Source organism: Chromobacterium sp. S0633 (genome assembly GCF_024158805.1).
In the GTDB taxonomy this organism is placed as follows: domain Bacteria; phylum Pseudomonadota; class Gammaproteobacteria; order Burkholderiales; family Chromobacteriaceae; genus Chromobacterium.
Genome location: NZ_JAMZGH010000006.1, coordinates 144,182 through 162,311, shown reverse-complemented (window position 1 = coordinate 162,311; position 18,130 = coordinate 144,182). Strand labels below are relative to the sequence as shown.

Here is an 18,130-nt window from a genome sequence, read left to right as displayed (position 1 = left end):
TTGGTCGGAGCCTCAGGGGCTTTCCATCGTCTACTCAGGCGCTGGGCCACGACGGGGGAGGGGACGGACGCTTGCTCAGACCGGCTCCAGGGGTCGCGAGCAAGGGCGAGAGCTTGGGCGGCGTCTTAGACAGTTGCAGCCAAGACGGACTGAATGGGCTATGTTTCAGCCATAAAAGCGCGGAGGCTGGAATGTCGGATGGGCGCTGTAGGCGATGGCCCTGTTCTTGCTTGATGTTTGATGCGCCGCGGCATGCAATTTTTGTCGACTTGGGGCCTTATTTTGGGAGATTGTATCCATTCGAATCGCGAAAGCGAGCGAATGTTGTAATGCGAATTCTTTGATGGGCGTCTTTTCGAAAGCGAACATATTTTGCGCCAAAGCATGATCAAAATCTGAAAAACGACCTGCTGGCCCAGGGTTTTCCTTTATCCGGAGAAATTCAAAATTTCTTTGGCCGGTTTCGTCTTGTTTTTTGAAAAAATTCATGAAAAACAATGTGTTATATTGTTTTTAAATGGGCTTGATTTGGTGCCGTTTTAACCAATCTTTAAGATTGACAGTCGCTGGAATCCGCCTACATAATCCGTTCGCCTGTCTGACAGAATCCAAATAATCAAGGCTCGTCCGGGCACTCAAGAACAGGCAGCAGCCAATAAGAGGGGAAACCCCGCAAGCTGCCGGTCGTCAATACAAAGGAGATCTCCCAACGTGGACATTTTTCTGCAACAAATCCTGAACGGTCTCGTTCTGGGTAGCATTTATGCGTTGATCGCATTGGGCTACACCATGGTGTACGGGATCATGGGGCTCATCAACTTCGCCCACGGCGAAGTGGTGATGTTCGGCGCCATGGTCACCATCTCCGTCGTCAACGCCTTGTCCGGTTCCGGCCTGCCCGGTCCCGCCCTGGTGCTGATCGGATTGCTGGTGGCGATTGCGGCCTGCATGCTGCTGGGCTTCACCGTAGAGCGCATCGCTTACCGTCCGCTGCGCGGCAAGCAAAGACTGGCGCCGCTGATCACCGCGATCGGCCTGTCCATCGTGCTGCAGCAGGTGGCCATCCTGATCTGGGGCCGCAACTACATTCCCTTCCCGCAAATCCTGGACCACGACGTGGTGTCCTTCTTCGGCGCCAGCATCACCAAGCTGCAGATCACCATCATCGTGCTGTGTCTGGTGATCATGGCAGGCCTGCTGCTGATGGTGGAGCGCACCAAGCTGGGCCGCGCGATGCGCGCCACCAGTCAGAACCCGGCGGTGGCCGGCCTGATGGGCGTCAACGTCAACACCATTATTTCCGCCACCTTCGTCATCGGCTCCAGCCTGGGCGCGGTGGCCGGGGTGATGGTGGCCACCAACTACGAGCAAGCTCATTACTATATGGGCTTCATGATTGGTCTGAAGGCCTTCACCGCCGCGGTGCTGGGCGGCATCGGCAATCTGGGCGGCGCGGTGGCCGGCGGCTTGCTGCTGGGCATCATCGAAAGCCTGGGCGCCGGCTATATCGGCACGCTGACCGGCGGCTTCCTCGGCTCCAACTATCAGGACATCATCGCCTTCATGGTGTTGATCATGGTGCTGATTTTCCGTCCGTCCGGCCTGCTGGGCGAAAAGATGGCCGACCGTGCCTGATCCTGGAGACGACATATCATGACCATGGCACTCAATATCAACAAGATGGACACCGGCAAGAAAGTCGGCCTGTTCGTGCTGTCCGCGGTGGCGATGGCGGTACTGCCTTTCCTGGTGGGCGGCCTGCTGGGCAACTCCTGGGTCCGCATCGTCGACTTCGCCTTGCTCTACGTGATGCTGGCGTTGGGCCTCAACATCGTGGTGGGCTTCGCCGGCTTGCTGGACCTGGGCTTCATCGCCTTCTACGCAGTGGGCGCCTACACCTTCGCCTTGCTGGGCTCGCCGCATTTCGGCCTGCATCTGCCGTTTTACATCACCATCCCCTTGGGCGCGGTGCTGGCGGCTTTCTGCGGCATCTTGCTGGGCACGCCGGTATTGCGGCTCAAGGGCGACTATCTGGCCATCGTGACGCTGGGCTTCGGGGAGATCGTGCGCATCTTCATGAACAACCTGAACACCCCGGTCAACATCACCAACGGCCCGCAGGGCATCAACCTGATCGACCCGATCAAGGTGGGCGGCGTATCGCTGGGCGAGACGATGGAGCTGTTCGGCCTGAGCTTCCACAGCGTTTATCTCTACTACTATCTGTTCCTGGCGCTGACCGTGGGCGTGGTGATCATGGCCTGGCGCCTGCAGCATTCGCGCATCGGCCGCGCCTGGGTGGCCCTGCGCGAAGACGACATCGCCGCCGCGGCGATGGGCATCAACATCCGCAACATCAAGTTGCTGGCCTTCGCCTTGGGCGCCTTGTCCGGCGGCGTGGCCGGCGGCCTGTTCGCGTCCTTCCAGGGCTTCGTGTCGCCGGAATCGTTCAGCTTGCTGGAATCCATCATGATTCTGGCGATGATCGTGCTGGGCGGCATGGGTCACATCCCGGGCGTGATTCTCGGCGCCGTGGTGCTGACCATCGCGCCGGAGATCCTGCGCGAAGTGATAGGCCCGCTGCAGATGAAAACCTTCGGCAAAATGCTGATCGATCCGGAAAACGCCCGCATGCTGTTGTTCGGCTTGGCGATGGTGGTGATGATGCTGGTGAGGCCGGAGGGCATGTGGCCGTCCAAGCGCCGTAAAGCCGAGTTCCGTGACGATAGAGAAGCCGCAGGGCAGAAAGGTTGAGCCATGGCTGAAGTTTTGCTGAAGATAGAAGGCATCCATAAACGCTTTGGCGGCCTGCATGCGCTCAACAACGTGGCGCTGACCATCAACAAGGGCGAGATTTACGGCCTGATCGGCCCCAACGGCGCGGGCAAGACCACGCTGTTCAACGTGTTGACCGGTTTGTACGTGCCGGACGAAGGCGCGTTCGAGTTCGACGGCCACAATCTGTTCCAACAGAAGCCGCACGTGGTGGTGGCCGCCGGCATCGCCCGCACCTTTCAGAACATCCGTCTGTTCGCCGAAATGACGGCCTTGGAAAACGTGATGGTGGGGCGTCACATTCGCTCCAAGGCCGGCGCCTTGGGCGCTGTGCTGCGCGACAGACGCACCATGGCAGAAGAAAGGGCGATCACCGACAAGGCCTGGGAACTGCTGGAATACGTGGGCATCGCCGATGTGGCGCATGAGCGCGCCCGCAACCTGTCCTACGGCCATCAGCGCCGGCTGGAAATTGCGCGCGCGCTGGCCACCGAGCCCAAGCTGCTGGCGCTGGACGAGCCGGCCGCCGGCATGAACCCGCGCGAGACCGAGGAACTGAAGACCCTGATGTCCAAAATCCGCGCCGGAGGCGTGACGGTGCTGCTGATCGAGCACGACGTCAAACTGATGATGGGCTTGTGCGACCGTATTGCGGTGCTGGACTACGGCAAGAAGATTGCCGAAGGCGTTCCCGAAGAGGTGCGCAAGAACCCGAAAGTGATTGAGGCCTACCTGGGAGCGGCACACGCATGAGCATTTTGGAAGTCAAAGACCTGCAAGTGGCCTATGGCGGCATTCAGGCGGTCAAGGGCGTCGATTTTCACATCGAGCAGGGCGAGTTGGTGACCCTGATCGGCGCCAACGGCGCCGGCAAGACCACCACGCTGAAAACCCTGGTGGGCATGGTGAAAAAATCCGGCGGCAGCATTCGTTACGACGGCAAGGACATCTCCACCATCGCGCCGCACAACTTCGTGCGCCACGGCCTGGCCATGGTGCCGGAGGGCCGCGGGGTGTTCGCCAAGCTGACGGTGGAAGAGAACCTGCTGATGGGCGCTTATTATCGCGACGATAAGGCCGCGATCCTGAGCGAAGCCGAGCGGGTGTACGAGTTGTTCCCGCGCCTGAAGGAGCGGCAGAAGCAACTGGCCGGCACCTTGTCCGGCGGCGAACAGCAGATGGTGGCCATGGGCCGCGCCATGCTGTCCAAGCCCAAGCTGCTGTTGCTGGACGAACCGTCCATGGGCCTGGCGCCCATCATCGTGGAGAAGATCTTCGAGATCATCCAGATGGTGGCCAAGGAAGGCGTGACCATGCTGCTGGTGGAGCAGAACGCCAAGCTGGCGCTGGAAGTGTCGCAGCGCGGCTATGTGATGGAAAGCGGCCGCATCACCATGAGCGGCCAGGCCAAGGATCTGCTCAACGACGAGCGCGTGCGCAACGCCTATCTGGGCGAGTGAGTTCGCCGCGCGTCGCCAAACCCCGGACTTGTCCGGGGTTTTTTGTTTTCAGAGCGCGGCGTCGATGGCGGCTTGCAACATGGCCTGCACGCCCGGATGCTGCAGCCGGCGGCGGTTGGCGATGGCGTAATAATGCTCCCAGACCCCGTCGACCTCGCCCAGCGCCTGCGGCGCGTTCGCGTCGCCGGCGCTGGGCGCCGTGCTGGGAAACAGGCCGAAGCCTTGGCGGCCGAAGGCGTCCAGCAAAGCGCCGTCGTCGAACTCCGCGACGATGTCCGGCTTGATCCGGCGCTCCTCGAACCACTGGTCCAACTGGCTGCGCAGCACATGGTGGCGGCTGGGCAAGAGCATGGGCGCCTGGTTCAGGCTGGCGGGGAAGCCTTCGGCGTAGCGCCGCCACAGTTCGGCCGCGCCGGCTATCATCACCGGGCAGCGCATCAGCAGCCAGGATTGAAAAGGCTGCGATCCGCCGGCCGCCATCGGCCGGTCCGCCAGCACCACGTCCAGCCGGTGGCGGGTCAGGTCGGCCAGCAACTCGTCGAAATCGCCTTCGCCGCATTGCAGCCTGACCTTGGCGTCCAGCCGCAGCGCCGGTTCCAGCAGCTTGAGCGCGATGGCCTTGGGCAGCACGTCCGAGATGCCCGCCGCCAGACGGATGGTCTTGTCCAGCTGCGCGTCTTCCAGCGTTTCCTGCAATTCCTCGCCCAGCATGAAGATCTGATCGGCGTAGCGCAGCGTCACATGGCCGGCCTCGGTCAGAACCAGCTGGCGTCCCTGTTGTCGGAACAAGGTTCGCTCCAGGCTCTGTTCCAGCCGCGAAATCTGGCCGCTGACGGTTTGAGCGCTGACGCCCAATTGTTCCGCCGCGCGGGTGACGCCGCCGGCGTGGGCGACCGCCCAGAAGTAATGCAGATGCTTGAAGTTGATCCGTTCGGACATAATGGTTCGAAAAAACTTGATGTATTTTCTGATTATATTTGATTTTTTCCGAGGGACGCAGCGTCTAGAATGCACTGTGTCGGGCGTTCCTCGGAATGCCGTCGAATTCAACGCAAGGGCCAACACCATGAAACGAGTCATCCTATTAATCGCCACCAACATCGCCGTGATGGTGGTGCTGAGCATTGTGGCCAGCTTGTTGGGGCTGAACCGCTTCATGACGGGCAACAGCCTGAACCTGGGCACGCTGCTGGGCTTCGCCGCGGTGATGGGTTTCGGCGGCGCCTTCATCTCGCTGATGCTGTCCAAGACCATGGCCAAGTGGAGCACCGGCGCGCGCGTGATCGAAACCCCGAGCAACGACACCGAACGCTGGCTGGTGCACACCGTGCAGAAGCTGGCCAGCCGCGCCAACCTGCCGATGCCGGAAGTGGCGGTGTACGAGGGCGAGCCCAACGCCTTCGCCACCGGCCCGAGCAAATCCAACTCGCTGGTGGCGGTGTCCACCGGTCTGCTGGCCTCGATGACGGAAGAAGAAGTGGAAGCGGTGCTGGCGCACGAAGTCGCCCACATCCAGAACGGCGACATGGTGACGCTGACGCTGATCCAGGGCGTGGTCAACACCTTCGTGTTCTTCCTGGCGCGCGTGGTCGGCTATCTGGTGGACAACTTTTTGCGCCGCAACGACGAAGAATCCAGCGGCCCGGGCATTGGCTATATGGTCACTGTGATCGTCTGTGAGATCGTGTTCGGCATCCTGGCCTCCGCCATCGTGATGTATTTCTCGCGTCAGCGCGAATTCCGCGCCGACGCCGGCGCGGCCACCCTGCTGGGCGGCGCGCGTCCCATGGTCAACGCCTTGCGCCGTCTCGGCGGCGTCGCCGCCGGCGACCTGCCGCAGAATATGGCGGCCTCCGGCATCTCCGGTGGGCGCGGCGGCCTGATGGCGCTGTTCTCCAGCCATCCCAGCATCGAGGAGCGCATCGGCGCGCTGGAACACGGTCGTTAAGCTTTGATCCGCCTCCGCGGCAGCGGAGGCGGCTGATGTGAATTCAGGCCCCGGGGCGGCTCGCTCGGCCCGGGGCCTTTCTATTGCCTAAAGGAATGCTTATGGAATGGTTGAGCGCCGGCTTCGCCGGCTACCCCTTGTGGGTGTGGTTGATGTTCATGGCGATTGTGCTGGCTCTGCTGGCTTTCGATCTGGGCGTGCTGCACAAAGAGGAAAAGGAGATCGGGGTCAAGGAAAGCCTGATGCTGTCGGCTTTCTACATCGGCGTCGGCCTGGCCTTCGGCGGCTGGATCTGGTGGTATCAGGGCGCGGACGCCGGCATGCAGTACCTGACCGGCTATGTGGTGGAGAAGTCGCTGTCCATGGACAATGTCTTCGTGATGTCGCTGATCTTCTCCAGCCTGGCGGTGCCGCGCTTGTACCAGCACCGGGTGCTGTTCTGGGGCATTCTCGGCGTGATCGTGATGCGGGCCTTGATGATAGGACTGGGCGCGGCGCTGGTGGCGCAGTTCCAGTGGGTGCTGGTTTTGTTCGGCCTGTTCCTGATCGCCACCGGGATCAAGATGCTGTTTTCCGACGACGAGCACGCGCCCATCCAGGAAAACCGCATGTACCAATGGCTGCGCGGCCACCTGCGGCTGACGCCGGACTTGCACGGCAAACAGTTTCTGGTGCGCGGCGAGGCGCATGGCTTGGCTCGCGGCTGGTGGGCGACGCCGCTGCTGTTGGCGCTGATCATGGTGGAGAGCGCCGACCTGGTGTTCGCGGTGGACAGCATCCCGGCCATCTTCGCCATCACCCAGGACCCGTTCCTGGTCTACACCTCCAATATCTTCGCGATCCTGGGCCTGCGCGCGCTGTACTTCGCGCTGGCGGCGATGGTGCATCGCTTCCATTATCTGAAGTACGCCTTGTCGCTGGTATTGGTGATGATAGGCGTCAAAGTGGGGCTGGTGTTCTTCAACGACGTGGGCTGGGTGACGTTCAAGATCCCCACCGCCTGGTCCTTGGCGGCGACGCTGGGCCTGCTGCTGGCGGGCGTGCTGTATTCGCTGCACAAGACGCGCGATCAGAACCCCAACGATTGAGGCGGACGCATAAGTTCGCGCCGGAGCAGGGCTCCTGCGGGCAAGGGAAACCGGCCATGCGCGATGCGCGTGGCCGGTTTTTTGTAAACCTTCTGTAAACCTCTCTCATTTGGCCACGATTTCTCCCTCAGCCCAGCGGGCGGGCGCGGTATCCTTAGAGCCGCTAACCAAACCTCGCAGAGAAGCTGAGCCTAGGCGCGCCGACGCAGGCAGTACAAGTCGTACGGCCAGGAGGCGCAAGGCAGGATCAGGGCTTGGGTTAGCGGGTCTTATAATAAAGCCGCAATGGAGGTGAGCTGTTATGACTGTCGAAGTGCCAAGATTGCTGGTGGTGGATGACGACCCCGACCTGCGCGACCTGCTGCGCGACTACCTGGGCAAGCAGGGTTTCGCCGTCGACGCCGTCGGCGACGGCCAGGCCATGCATCAGGCGATTGCCGCGCAGAACTACAATATGTTGATTCTGGACCTGATGTTGCCGGGCGAGGATGGCCTGACCCTGTGCCGCAATCTGCGCGAGCGCTCCTGCATGCCCATCCTGATGCTGACCGCGCGCGGCGACGAGCTGGACCGCATCATCGGCCTGGAAATGGGGGCAGACGATTATCTGACCAAGCCGTTCAGCCCGCGCGAGCTGCTGGCGCGGATCAAGAGCATTCTGCGCCGGGTGTCGGATCAGCCGGCGAATGCGGCCAGCGTGCGCCGGCTGCGTTTCGCCGGCTGGACGCTGGACCTGAACGCCCAGCATCTGCTGGACGAGGCCGGGGTGGTCACTCCGCTGTCCGGCGGCGAATTCAAACTGCTGCAGGCCTTGGCGGAAAACGCCAACGCGGTGATGTCGCGCGATCAACTGATGGAGGCGATGAACGGCAAGGAGGCCGGACCGTTCGACCGCACCGTCGACGTGATGATAGGGCGGGTGCGCCGCCGGCTGGGCGAGGACGCGCGCGAACCCGTGCTGCTCAAGACCATACGCAGCGGCGGCTATATGCTGGCCTGCGAGGTGGAAGCCTTGCGATGAGGTGGTTGCCGCGCACATTGTATGGCCAGATTTCGCTGACGCTGGTGGGGGGCTTGCTGCTGGCCAACGCCTTGGGCATTTATTTCATTCTCAGCGACCGCGACCGCTTGAGCAATTCCTTGCGCGTGCAATACACCGCGCAGCACATCGCCGACATCGTCAATCTATTGGACGAGTGTCCAAGCAAATATCGGGAACAGGTGATTTCCGCCCTGAACCAGCCCACGCTGCTGGTGCGCATGGACCGGTTCTGGGAGCAGCCAGAAAATACGCTGAGCCGGCATGGCCGCTCGTTTCAGCAATTGATCAAGCGCGACCTGATCAAGCCTTATCAGCTGCAGGTGTTGTCCAAGCAGCAGGATTCGTCGGCGGGCGGCCGCGCGGCCTTGATCGATAGGGTGGGCGGGTTGGGGATGAAAAATTTCACGCCCACGCGGGACGCCGGCCTTGCCGGCTCCATCGTCGGCGAAGAACTGACCGCTCTGGGGCCGCTGGCCGAATTCAAGACCCATCTGGCCACGGTGCAGGCCAGGCTGAGCGACGGCACGGTATTGACCTTCAACGCCTCGCGGCCCATTTCGCTGGCCGATCAGCCCATCCGCATCCTGGCCTGGCTGCTGCTGGTGGCCTTGACCGCCGCTATTCTGGGCGCCTGGGCGGTGCGGCAGCTGATCCGGCCGCTGGGCCTGTTCGCGCAGGCGGCCCGAGGCCTGGCCAGCAATCTTAATCAGGCGCCCTTGCCGGAAACCGGCTCCGAAGAAGTGGCGGAAGCCGCCCGAACCTTCAACCGGATGCAGACCGAGCTGCAGCGCCTGCTGAAAACCCGCAATCAGATGCTGGCCGGCGTGTCGCACGATCTGCGTTTGCCCATCACCCGCATCCGTCTGCGCCTGGAAGGGCTGGCCGAATCGTCGGAAAAGCAGGCGATAGAGCGCGACCTGCTGGAAATGGACCAATTGATCAACGACTCGCTGACCTATCTGCGCGGCGGCTGCGGCAGCGAGCAGGTGGTGAAGCTGAATCTCAACGCTTTGCTGGAAAGCGTGGTGGAGGATATGGAGGCTTTCGGCGCCGACATCCAACTGCACAGCGAAGCGGTGGCGCCGGTCGCCGGCAAGGTCGGCGCCTTGCGCCGTTGCCTGGGCAATCTGCTGGAGAACGCGCGCCGTTACGGCGGCGCGGGGATCGAGGTCAGCCTGCGGCAGCGGGGAGACTGGGTGGAAGTGCGGATTCAGGACCAGGGGCCGGGCATCGCCGAGGCGGAGCTGGAACGGGTGATGGAGCCTTATGTCCGCTTGGAGGACTCCAGGGCGCGCCATACCGGGGGCAGCGGCCTGGGCCTGGCCATCGCGCGGGCGATTGCGCGCGACCATGGCGGCGATCTCAAACTGAACAACCGGCCTCAGGGCGGTTTGTGCGTGAAACTGAGTTTGCCGGCCGGACATTGAACGCATTGATCTTGTGGCGAGCCGCGCTAGCGCGGCTTTTTTCTTGTCTTATCGCCGGGGTGCGATGAGAGAGGGGGCGGGTGAGCGGTTTTGTATCTGCCGAATTCTCAAAATTTACGATGTGTTCACACTCTATTTACATTAAAGCCGTATTGTAAATGGACATTTACAAAGTGATTGATTACAATCAGTGTCAGAATTCACTGATACAGATTCTTTTTCGCTTCTTTGAATTCGAGTCAAGTCTATCCAATCTTCAGCCCGCCGCGTGCGGGCATTTTTTTGCTCAAATGCTTGTAGTTAATGAATTTTAACAAGTTGAGAGTGAAACTTCGCCTGAGTGTTCCAGTCTGATTTCCTGAAGTCTGATGTTGTTTTTTTGACACTACTGTTGTTTAATGACCACAAGTTTGCATGGCTAGTTGCAAATGTGAAACACAGCAACTAGTATTCGCTCACTTCCTAAGTAAACAAGAAGGATAGCCACATCATGAAAAAAAGTCTGATCGCTCTGATGGTTGCCACTCTGCCGGCAGCCGCTTTCGCCGACGTAACCGTGTTCGGTACCATCAAAGGCGGCGTTGAATACGTCGACAGCAGCAAGGGCACCAAGCAAACCAATATCGACGACCTGGGTTCCCGTATCGGTTTCAAAGGCAATGAAGATCTGGGCAATGGCCTGAAAGCCATCTGGCAAGTTGAAACCGGCTTCGGCATCGACGGCCAGAGCCGCACCGGCGAAAGCAGCGGCACCTTCGCCAGCCGCGAATCCTTCGTAGGTCTGTCCTCCAACTTCGGTACTTTCCGTCTGGGTCACCTGGCCAACTACGGCGAGTCCGACATGGCTCAAGTTAACCCGTGGGAAAGCAGCAGCAACGCGCTGCAACTGAACGCCTTCACCCGCGGCGACGGCTATGTTAAGAACGCCGTGCGTTTCGACACCCCGGAATTCGCCGGCTTCCAAGCCGCCTTCCTGTACGGCACCAAGGAAGACAAGCGTGGTTTCATCGTTGATCCCACCAACCCGAACGTTGCTCAAAACGCCGATCGCGAAACCTACAACCTGGGCCTGTCCTACGAGAACAGCGGCTTCTTCGGCAAGTACCAGTACATCCACGAAAGCCCGATCGTTGCCGGCCTGAACCTGAGCAGCAAGGCCAACAACAAGCACCGCATCGAAGCTGGCTATAACGCCAACAACATCTTCGTGGCGCTGGGCTATCGCAATGACAAGGGCGACGCCACCGTGACCCCGCAGTACTTCCTGGCTGATGCTGCCCTGGGCACTGATGGCCGCAAGTACGAATCGCAAGAATACGCGCTGACCGCCGGCTACCAGATCGGCGCCTTCATGCCCAAGTTCACCTATGCTCAAGCCAAGGACCTGAAGATTGACGGCGTGAAGAAAGATGACAGCGGCTACAAGCAGTTCCTGCTGGGCGTTGACTACAGCCTGTCCAAGCGCACCACCGTGGGCGCTCAGTACGGCGAAATCAAGGCTGACAGCGCTTACCTGAAGAGCAATGGTCAGTCCACCGACAAGATCAAGGCCTTCGGTCTGAACGTCGTACACAAGTTCTAAGCGTTACGGGCTAGACGTAAAGCTGCGAACAGTTTGGAATGCCGCCCCTGGCAACAGGGGCGGCATTTTTCATGTCCGGCGCTCGGCAAGCGGCTCGCCGTGGGCGGCGACGAGGTCGGCGACGAAGGCCTGCAGCGTCGGATTGGGATGGCCGCGTTTGCGGGTGACCAGTTGGAATTCGGCCAGATAGCGCCAGCGCGCCGGGTCCAGCGCTCGCAGCAAGTCCCGCTCCGCCAGCGGCGTGGCATAGTGTTCCGGCAAAAAGCCCAGATGGCGGCCGGACAGAATCAGGGCGGCGATCGCCTCCATATTGTCGGCGCGGGCGCTGATGCGCCAATCCGCCACCGGCAGCCCGGTATCCGGCAGCGGATAGCTGCGCCAGGCCCAGTCGTGGGCGGCCAGCTCGGCGGGGCCAAGCGCGCCGGCCTGCGGGAACAGCGGATGGTCGCGGCCGCAGTAGGCCAGCTGCCGTTCGACGAATAGCGGCCGGTACTCCAGTTGGGGCGCGCGATGCCAGCAATAGCCGATGCCCAGGTGAATCCCGCCCGACAGCAGCGCTTCCTCCAGGCCGCCCGGCGGCAACATGGACAGAATCAACTCCACCGCTTGCGGCCGCGCGCGAAAGCGCCGGATCGCCGCCGACAGCCGCGCATTGGCGCCCAGGGCGGTATGGCCGATCACGCCGATGCGCAATTGCCCGACCAACTGCCGGTCCAGCTGGCGGGCTTCCCGACAGAACAACTCCATCGATTCGGACAACTGCCGGCTGGCGGCCAGCAGGCGCTTGCCCTTGGCGGTCAGCGCGAAGCCGCCGCGGCCGCGCTCGCACAGCCTATAGCCCAGCCGGGTTTCCAGCGCCGCCAGCTGATTGCTGATGGTGGACTGGCTGATGTTCAGCGTGCCCTGCGCGGCGGAGACGCCGCCAGCCTCGACCACTGCCTGAAACACGCGGATCAGCCGCAAATCCATATTGCTTAAGGTATTGAGCATGGGCCTCCGCGCCGGCGGCGCAATGAGTGGGCACCCGCTGATTAATACATTCATTTTCATCCATGTAAACCGTGGCGTTTGGTGATGTTAGCCGGAGAGGCGGCCGCATAGACTGCGTGATCCCATCCATCAAGACGCAGGAGGTCTTATGTCCGCCCCTTTGCTCAACCAGCCGCTGAGCGGCAATGCGATGCCGCGTTTCGGCGGCGTCGCCAGCATGATGCGCCTGCCTCTGCGCGACAGCGCCGCCGGCCTGGACGCCGCCTTCATCGGCCTGCCGCTGGATATCGGCACCTCAAACCGCAGCGGCACCCGCTTTGGCCCGCGTGAAATCCGCAGCCAGTCGGCGCTGCTGCGCCCCTACAACCTGGGCAGCGGCGCCGCGCCGTTCGAACGGCTGCAAGTGGCGGACCTCGGCGATGTCGCCACCAATCCCTATAACCTGGAGGACAGCGTGGCGCGGATCGAGGCCGCCTACGATCTGGCGCTGCGGCACCCGGTACGTTTGCTGGGCATGGGCGGAGACCACACCGTCACCTTGCCGGCGCTGCGCGCGCTGGCGCGCAAGCATGGCCCGCTGGGCTTGGTGCACGTGGACGCTCACGCCGACGTCAACGACGAGATGTTCGGCGAGAAGATCGCGCACGGCACCACCTTCCGCCGCGCCTGGGAGGAGGGGCTGCTGGCCGAGGGGCGGGTGGTCCAGATTGGTCTGCGCGGCAGCGGCTACGGGGCGGCGGATTTCGACTGGTCACGCCAGCGCGGTTTTCGGGTGGAGACGGCGGAGCAATGCTGGCATCGCTCGCTGGCACCGTTGATGGCCGAGGTGCGCGCGCAGCTGGGAGCGGCGCCGGCGTATCTGAGTTTCGACATCGACGGTATCGACCCGGCGTTCGCGCCCGGCACCGGCACGCCGGAAGTGGGCGGCCTGAGTTCGGCGCAGGCCTTGGAAATCGTGCGCGGCTGCCGGGGCCTGGATCTGGTGGGCGGCGATCTGGTCGAGGTGTCGCCGCCGTATGACGCCAGCGGCAACACCGCTTTGCTGGGCGCCAATCTGCTGTTCGAAATGCTATGCGTTTTGCCCGCGCCAGCGCGCTAAGCCGCGCTGATTCCATGCCCGCGAGCGCCGGAGAATGCGCCGCGGTCCTGAGAACAAGAGGAGAACGAGATGAGTCTGGATCTATTGACGGTGGCCGCCTATATCGGCGCCATGCTGTGGCTGGGTTGGCTGGGCATGCGGCGGGCCAGCGACCGGGAGCAGTACCTGGTGGCGGGGCGCAATCTGGGGCCGATGATGTATATGGGCACCATGGCGGCGACAGTGCTGGGCGGCGCCTCCACTGTGGGCACGGTCCGGCTGGGCTATGTTTACGGCATTTCCGGCTTTTGGTTGTGCGCGGCGCTGGGCAGCGGCATCGTGGTGCTCAATCTGTTTCTGGCCAAGCCGTTGCTGCGTTTGGGGGTTTTCACGGTCACCCAGGTGCTGGAGCGCCGCTATCATCCGCTGGCGCGCAAGGCCAGCGCGCTGGTGATGTTGTCGTACGCGCTGATGATCTGCGTGACTTCGGTGTTGGCGATAGGCACGGTGATGCAGGTGCTGTTCGAGCTGCCGTTCTGGCTGGCCGTCGTCATCGGCGGCGGCGTGGTGGTGATTTACTCGGCGATAGGCGGCATGTGGTCGCTGACCTTGACCGACATCGTGCAATTCGTCATCAAGACGGTTGGCCTGATGCTGGTGCTGCTGCCCATCTGTCTGTGGCGGGCGGGCGGTTGGGAGCAGCTGGCCGTCCGGCTGCCGGCGTCCGCGTTCAGCTTCGAGGGCCTGGGTTGGGGCACGGTGCTGACGTATTTCCTGATCTATTTCTTCGGCATCCTCATCGGTCAGGATGTATGGCAGCGGGTGTTCACCGCGCGCGACGACAAGGTGGCGCGCTATGCCGGCAGCGCCGCCGGCCTGTATTGCCTGTTGTACGGTTTGGTCTGCGCGCTGATCGGCATGGCGGCGCGGGTATTGCTGCCGGAGCTGGAGAACCCTAACAACGCTTTCGCCGCCGTCGTCAAAGGGGTGTTGCCGGACGGCGTGCGCGGCTTGGTGATCGCGGCGGCGCTGGCGGCGATGATGTCCACCGCCAGCGCCGCCTTGCTGGCCGCGTCGACCACCTTGACGGAGGACTTGTTGCCGGGAGGGCGCGCCGGTTTACGCCGCAACCGGGCGGCCACCTTGCTGGCCGGGGTCTTGGTCCTGCTGCTGGCGATGCGGGTGAATGACGTGATCCAGGCGCTGACCCTGGCCTACAACCTGCTGGTGGGCAGCATGCTGGTGCCGTTGTTGGCGGCGATCTGCTGGCCGCGGGCGACGACCGCCGGCGCGGTGAGCGCCATGCTGGGCGGTTTGGGCGCGGCGGTGTTCTTCATGCTGCGGGACGGTCTGGACGCCAATACGCCGATTTATTTCAGCTTGCTGACCAGCGCCGGCCTGATGCTGGCGTTCAGCCTGGCGGACGGACGCGCGCGGCCGCGCCCGGCGCGGGAGTAGCCGTCCGTCGTCGGCCGTTCAGGCCAGCAGTTTGGCCACCGCGCCGATGGCTTTGGCGGTCAGCTTGATGGCGTCGCCCACGCGTTGCAGCTGCCGCCCGGCGTGATCGGCCGCCTCGGTCGCCGCTTGCAGCGCGGCGATCGCGTTGCGGAAGTCGTCGGTGTCGGCGTTCAGATCCCGCGCGATCAGCGCCAGGGTCTGGTTGGCCAATTCATCCTGTTGCGCCAGCAAGGCGCGGCTGTCCGCGCCCAGGCTGGCGACGGCCAGATTGTTGATGCGGGATGCCAGGCCGCTGACAAGCTCGGTGACTCGGTGGCTGTCCATATGCTGCCTCCTTTATTTGGCGGGCAGGTCGCGATAAAAATTGCGCAGCCGCCTGGCTTCGGCGGCGAAGTCGCGCAGCGCTTGCAGCTTGGACTGGGGCGCGTCCAGGCTTTGCAGCAACTGGCGGTTGGTGTCGGGAAACCCCTGGATCGCCTTGTCGCTGGCTTGCAGCGCGGCCTCGATCTGCTCGAATTCGCGTAGCCGGTCGGAGATGGCGAGGTCGAACTGGTAGCGCTCCCAGCTGCCGTAGGGCGGTCGGCTGAAATTGGCGTGACGCAGCAGGCTGTCCCTGAGCACGCTCAGATAGCCGGGCAGCGCGCTCAAGACGCGGTGGCTGCTGACGGCCAGCCGGTCCAGTCCGGGCTGGGCGGTGGCCATGGTGTCGCGCAGCGCGTTCTTGCGTTGCGCGGTGGTGAGCTGGCGGCCCAGCGCATCGGCCGCGGTGGCCAGAATCTTGGCGGCGGCCTCGTCGCCGCCGCGCAGTTTGAGATCCTGAACGCTGTCGGCCAAGTCCTGGGCGGCGGCGTCGACCCGGGCCTCGGCCTCCCGGTCTCCAGCCAGGCTGCGCAGAGTTCGGGCGTATTTTTCCAGCGCGTCCAGCGTCGCCTGCAACTGCGCCAGCGCGGGGGCAAGATCGTAGCTGGCGCCGGTGCCGGCTTGCGGGCGGAAGGTGTCCGCGCGCAGCGGCGCGTTGGGCGCGGTGAGCACCGCGTTGAGCCGCGCATTCTGCTGGATGCGCGCAAAGGTGCCGGCGGAGCTTTGCGTGACGCTGCGGGCGGCGTTGTCGAAATCGGCGAATGGCGTGTCCGGGGCGTTGGCGCAGGCGGCCAGCAGCAGCGGCAGCAAAGGCAGCAGGCGGAAGAAAGGGCTGGCGGACATGGCGCGGCTCCATCGGCAGGCGGGCGCTGGCGCGACCGCGCGGTTTGCGGGATGAAACGTGCGCGGACGCTATGGCGGGCGCATGTCCTTGTATAGACGATCCGCTGCCGCCGCATGCCTGTACCAAAGGCATGGGCAATGAAAAAGGGAGCCCTTGGGCTCCCTTCGGTCTGGCATGTGAATGGCTTACACGCCGGCCTCGTGCGCCTGCACGTCGGCGTGGTAGCTGGAGCGCACCATCGCGCCCACGGCGGCGTGAACGAAGCCCATTTCATAGGCTTTGGTCTCGAACATCTTGAACACATCCGGATGCACGTAGCGCAGCACCGGCAGATGGCCGTCGGACGGCTGCAGATACTGGCCTATGGTCAGCATGTCCACATTGTGGGCGCGCAGATCGCGCATCACTTCCAGGATCTCTTCGTCAGTCTCGCCCAGGCCCACCATCAGGCCGGACTTGGTGCGGACATTGGGGTTCTTGGCCTTGTAGTCCTTCAGCAATTGCAGCGAGTGCGCGTAATCCGAACCCGGACGCGCCTGCTTGTACAGCCGCGGCACGGTTTCCAGATTGTGGTTCATCACGTCCGGCGGGGTCTGGCTCAGGATGTCGACGGCCACGTCCAGGCGGCCGCGGAAGTCCGGCACCAGGGTTTCGATCTGGGTGTTGGGCGACATTTCACGCACCGAGTTGATGCAGTCGGCGAAGTGCTGGGCGCCGCCGTCGCGCAGATCGTCGCGGTCCACCGAGGTCACCACCACGTACTTCAGCTTCATCGCGGCCACGCTCTCCGCCAGGTGGCGCGGTTCGTCCGGATCCAGCGGATTGGGGCGGCCGTGGCCCACGTCGCAGAACGGGCAGCGGCGGGTGCAGATATCGCCCATGATCATGAAGGTGGCGGTGCCTTTGCTGAAACATTCGCCGATGTTCGGGCAGGTGGCTTCCTCGCACACCGTGTGCAGCTTTTGTTCGCGCAGAATCTGCTTGATCTCGTGGAAGCGCTGGCCGTTGGGCAGCTTGGCGCGGATCCATTCCGGTTTTTTCAGTTTTTCGTCCAGCGGGACGATCTTGATGGGGATGCGGGCGGTTTTGGCCGCGCCCTTGTGTTTGACCCCAGCCTGGTTTTCCGGCTTCATGTCAGTTCCTTGGTGCTGTTCAGGAGGCGCTCCAGATGCGGCAGCAGCGTATCGGCGGCGGCGGCAAGGCTCAGCTCCACTCCCAGTTGTTTCAGGTCGGTCACCTTGAGGTTGGCGTAACCGCAAGGATTGATGGAATCGAAAGGCGCCAGGTCCATGTCCACATTGAAGCTGAGGCCATGGTAGACCGCGTGGTTCTTGATGCGCAGGCCCAGCGAGGCGATCTTGGCGCCGGCCACGTAAACGCCGGGCGCGTCCACATCGCCGTTGCCGTGTATGCCCAGTTCCGCCAGCGTGTCTATCACCGCCTGTTCTATGCGGCGCACTAGCTCGCGCACGCCTATGCCCATGCGCTTGAAATCCACCAGCAGATAAACCACCAACTGGCCCGGCCCGTGATAGGTGATCTGGCCGCCGCGGTCGGTTTTCACCACCGGAATGGCGGTGGCGTGCAGCAGGTGCTCCGGCTTGCCGGCCAGGCCCTGGGTGTAGACGGGCGGATGTTCGACCACCCACAGTTCATCGGGGGTGTCGGCGTTGCGGGCGTCGGTGAACGCCTGCATGGCGCGCCAGGTTGGTTCGTAATCCACCCGGCCCAGATGTTTGACGATGCGCGACACGGCAATCTCCAGGCGCTTAAAGCACCATTTTCACCATCGGATGGCCGGTCAGCGACAGATAGATGTTGTCCAGCTGTTGACGCGAGGTGGCGGTGACGGTGACGGTCAGCGCGTAAAAGCGGCCGTTGGCGCTTTCGCGCAGCGTCACGTCGTGATCGGCCAGGTCGGGCGCGTTGACGCGGACGACCTCGGTGATGGTGAGGACGAAATCCTCGTGACGCTCGCCCATCACCTTGATGGGGAAGCGACAGGGGAATTCCATGAGTTCCTGTTTTTCAGACATATGCAATCAAATCCGCTAAGAACGTGTTTACGATTGCGCGAG

At 62.8% G+C, this 18,130-nt stretch carries 19 protein-coding genes; 11 read left to right on the top strand and 8 right to left on the bottom strand.

What is annotated here, in order from left to right:
* Positions 1-165: 165 nt before the first annotated feature.
* Complete coding sequence (locus NK214_RS06745; RefSeq protein ID WP_253314077.1) at positions 166-489, bottom strand: hypothetical protein; 324 nt, start codon at positions 487-489, stop codon at positions 166-168.
* 222 nt (positions 490-711) lie between these two features.
* On the opposite strand from NK214_RS06745, the gene NK214_RS06740 reads away from it, so the two are divergent.
* The 4 genes from NK214_RS06740 to NK214_RS06725 are packed head-to-tail and all read left to right on the top strand — an operon-like array spanning position 712 to position 4,235.
* Entirely contained in the window at positions 712-1,635 is a 924-nt protein-coding gene (locus tag NK214_RS06740) for a branched-chain amino acid ABC transporter permease (RefSeq protein ID WP_107798612.1), read from the top strand.
* An 18-nt stretch (positions 1,636-1,653) separates the two neighbouring features.
* The gene (locus NK214_RS06735; RefSeq protein ID WP_107798613.1) at positions 1,654-2,754 is read left to right on the top strand and encodes an ABC transporter ATP-binding protein; all 1,101 of its coding nucleotides are present in this window, start codon (positions 1,654-1,656) and stop codon (positions 2,752-2,754) included.
* A gap of 3 nt (positions 2,755-2,757) precedes the next feature.
* Positions 2,758-3,528 carry an ABC transporter ATP-binding protein gene (locus NK214_RS06730; protein ID WP_227104323.1) on the top strand — a complete coding sequence of 257 codons (771 nt, stop codon included), beginning with the start codon at positions 2,758-2,760 and terminating at the stop codon, positions 3,526-3,528.
* Positions 3,525-4,235, top strand: a complete 711-nt coding sequence (locus NK214_RS06725; protein WP_107798615.1) for an ABC transporter ATP-binding protein — start codon at positions 3,525-3,527, stop codon at positions 4,233-4,235. The genes NK214_RS06730 and NK214_RS06725 overlap by 4 nt, the downstream gene beginning before the upstream one ends.
* A gap of 48 nt (positions 4,236-4,283) precedes the next feature.
* Here the strand turns inward: NK214_RS06725 and NK214_RS06720 are convergent, their stop codons facing one another.
* Positions 4,284-5,174: a LysR family transcriptional regulator gene (locus NK214_RS06720; protein ID WP_107798616.1), complete on the bottom strand. Its 891-nt coding sequence runs from the start codon at positions 5,172-5,174 to the stop codon at positions 4,284-4,286.
* Between the two features lie 127 nt (positions 5,175-5,301).
* Here NK214_RS06720 and htpX point away from each other — a divergent pair, with 127 nt between their 5' ends.
* From htpX to NK214_RS06695, 5 genes are all read left to right on the top strand, one after another.
* Positions 5,302-6,183 carry a protease HtpX gene (htpX, locus tag NK214_RS06715; RefSeq protein WP_227104316.1) on the top strand — a complete coding sequence of 294 codons (882 nt, stop codon included), beginning with the start codon at positions 5,302-5,304 and terminating at the stop codon, positions 6,181-6,183.
* Positions 6,184-6,284: 101 nt separating this feature from the next.
* Positions 6,285-7,271 (top strand): TerC family protein, encoded by a 987-nt coding sequence (locus tag NK214_RS06710; RefSeq protein ID WP_107732454.1) that lies wholly within the window; start codon positions 6,285-6,287, stop codon positions 7,269-7,271.
* Between the two features lie 301 nt (positions 7,272-7,572).
* The gene (locus NK214_RS06705; RefSeq protein WP_107798618.1) at positions 7,573-8,292 is read left to right on the top strand and encodes a response regulator; all 720 of its coding nucleotides are present in this window, start codon (positions 7,573-7,575) and stop codon (positions 8,290-8,292) included.
* The gene (locus tag NK214_RS06700; RefSeq protein WP_107798619.1) at positions 8,289-9,740 is read left to right on the top strand and encodes an ATP-binding protein; all 1,452 of its coding nucleotides are present in this window, start codon (positions 8,289-8,291) and stop codon (positions 9,738-9,740) included. Before NK214_RS06705 ends, NK214_RS06700 begins: the two co-directional genes overlap by 4 nt.
* 490 nt (positions 9,741-10,230) lie before the next feature.
* Entirely contained in the window at positions 10,231-11,322 is a 1,092-nt protein-coding gene (locus tag NK214_RS06695) for a porin (protein ID WP_235087415.1), read from the top strand.
* A 69-nt stretch (positions 11,323-11,391) separates the two neighbouring features.
* On the opposite strand, the gene NK214_RS06690 is transcribed toward NK214_RS06695, so the two are convergent.
* Positions 11,392-12,312, bottom strand: a complete 921-nt coding sequence (locus tag NK214_RS06690) for a LysR family transcriptional regulator (RefSeq protein ID WP_253314076.1) — start codon at positions 12,310-12,312, stop codon at positions 11,392-11,394.
* Between the two features lie 148 nt (positions 12,313-12,460).
* Here NK214_RS06690 and speB point away from each other — a divergent pair, with 148 nt between their 5' ends.
* Together speB and NK214_RS06680 are read left to right on the top strand one after the other, a co-directional pair.
* Positions 12,461-13,411 (top strand): agmatinase, encoded by a 951-nt coding sequence (gene speB, locus NK214_RS06685; protein ID WP_235087422.1) that lies wholly within the window; start codon positions 12,461-12,463, stop codon positions 13,409-13,411.
* 69 nt (positions 13,412-13,480) lie between these two features.
* Positions 13,481-14,848, top strand: a complete 1,368-nt coding sequence (locus NK214_RS06680; protein WP_253314075.1) for a sodium:solute symporter — start codon at positions 13,481-13,483, stop codon at positions 14,846-14,848.
* Positions 14,849-14,866: 18 nt separating this feature from the next.
* Here NK214_RS06680 and NK214_RS06675 read toward each other — a convergent pair whose 3' ends face one another.
* The 5 genes from NK214_RS06675 to NK214_RS06655 form a co-directional block, all read right to left on the bottom strand.
* The gene (locus NK214_RS06675; RefSeq protein ID WP_227104308.1) at positions 14,867-15,172 is read right to left on the bottom strand and encodes a hypothetical protein; all 306 of its coding nucleotides are present in this window, start codon (positions 15,170-15,172) and stop codon (positions 14,867-14,869) included.
* 12 nt (positions 15,173-15,184) lie between these two features.
* Positions 15,185-16,051: a hypothetical protein gene (locus NK214_RS06670; protein WP_253314074.1), complete on the bottom strand. Its 867-nt coding sequence runs from the start codon at positions 16,049-16,051 to the stop codon at positions 15,185-15,187.
* A 186-nt stretch (positions 16,052-16,237) separates the two neighbouring features.
* On the bottom strand, positions 16,238-17,185 hold the full coding sequence (lipA, locus tag NK214_RS06665) for a lipoyl synthase (RefSeq protein WP_253314073.1): 948 nt from the start codon (positions 17,183-17,185) through the stop codon (positions 16,238-16,240).
* The gene (lipB, locus tag NK214_RS06660; RefSeq protein WP_107798627.1) at positions 17,182-17,805 is read right to left on the bottom strand and encodes a lipoyl(octanoyl) transferase LipB; all 624 of its coding nucleotides are present in this window, start codon (positions 17,803-17,805) and stop codon (positions 17,182-17,184) included. Before lipB ends, lipA begins: the two co-directional genes overlap by 4 nt.
* A gap of 16 nt (positions 17,806-17,821) precedes the next feature.
* Entirely contained in the window at positions 17,822-18,067 is a 246-nt protein-coding gene (locus NK214_RS06655) for a YbeD family protein (RefSeq protein WP_370445189.1), read from the bottom strand.
* Positions 18,068-18,130 lie beyond the last annotated feature (63 nt).

Coding starts and splice junctions, on each gene's coding strand:
- NK214_RS06745 (WP_253314077.1), bottom strand. CDS start 489: ATGAATTTTTTCAAAAAACAAGACGAAACCGGCCAAAGAAATTTTGAA.
- NK214_RS06735 (WP_107798613.1), top strand. CDS start 1,654: ATGACCATGGCACTCAATATCAACAAGATGGACACCGGCAAGAAAGTC.
- NK214_RS06730 (WP_227104323.1), top strand. CDS start 2,758: ATGGCTGAAGTTTTGCTGAAGATAGAAGGCATCCATAAACGCTTTGGC.
- NK214_RS06725 (WP_107798615.1), top strand. CDS start 3,525: ATGAGCATTTTGGAAGTCAAAGACCTGCAAGTGGCCTATGGCGGCATT.
- NK214_RS06720 (WP_107798616.1), bottom strand. CDS start 5,174: ATGTCCGAACGGATCAACTTCAAGCATCTGCATTACTTCTGGGCGGTC.
- htpX (WP_227104316.1), top strand. CDS start 5,302: ATGAAACGAGTCATCCTATTAATCGCCACCAACATCGCCGTGATGGTG.
- NK214_RS06710 (WP_107732454.1), top strand. CDS start 6,285: ATGGAATGGTTGAGCGCCGGCTTCGCCGGCTACCCCTTGTGGGTGTGG.
- NK214_RS06705 (WP_107798618.1), top strand. CDS start 7,573: ATGACTGTCGAAGTGCCAAGATTGCTGGTGGTGGATGACGACCCCGAC.
- NK214_RS06700 (WP_107798619.1), top strand. CDS start 8,289: ATGAGGTGGTTGCCGCGCACATTGTATGGCCAGATTTCGCTGACGCTG.
- NK214_RS06695 (WP_235087415.1), top strand. CDS start 10,231: ATGAAAAAAAGTCTGATCGCTCTGATGGTTGCCACTCTGCCGGCAGCC.
- NK214_RS06690 (WP_253314076.1), bottom strand. CDS start 12,312: ATGCTCAATACCTTAAGCAATATGGATTTGCGGCTGATCCGCGTGTTT.
- speB (WP_235087422.1), top strand. CDS start 12,461: ATGTCCGCCCCTTTGCTCAACCAGCCGCTGAGCGGCAATGCGATGCCG.
- NK214_RS06680 (WP_253314075.1), top strand. CDS start 13,481: ATGAGTCTGGATCTATTGACGGTGGCCGCCTATATCGGCGCCATGCTG.
- NK214_RS06675 (WP_227104308.1), bottom strand. CDS start 15,172: ATGGACAGCCACCGAGTCACCGAGCTTGTCAGCGGCCTGGCATCCCGC.
- NK214_RS06670 (WP_253314074.1), bottom strand. CDS start 16,051: ATGTCCGCCAGCCCTTTCTTCCGCCTGCTGCCTTTGCTGCCGCTGCTG.
- lipA (WP_253314073.1), bottom strand. CDS start 17,185: ATGAAGCCGGAAAACCAGGCTGGGGTCAAACACAAGGGCGCGGCCAAA.
- NK214_RS06655 (WP_370445189.1), bottom strand. CDS start 18,067: ATGGAATTCCCCTGTCGCTTCCCCATCAAGGTGATGGGCGAGCGTCAC.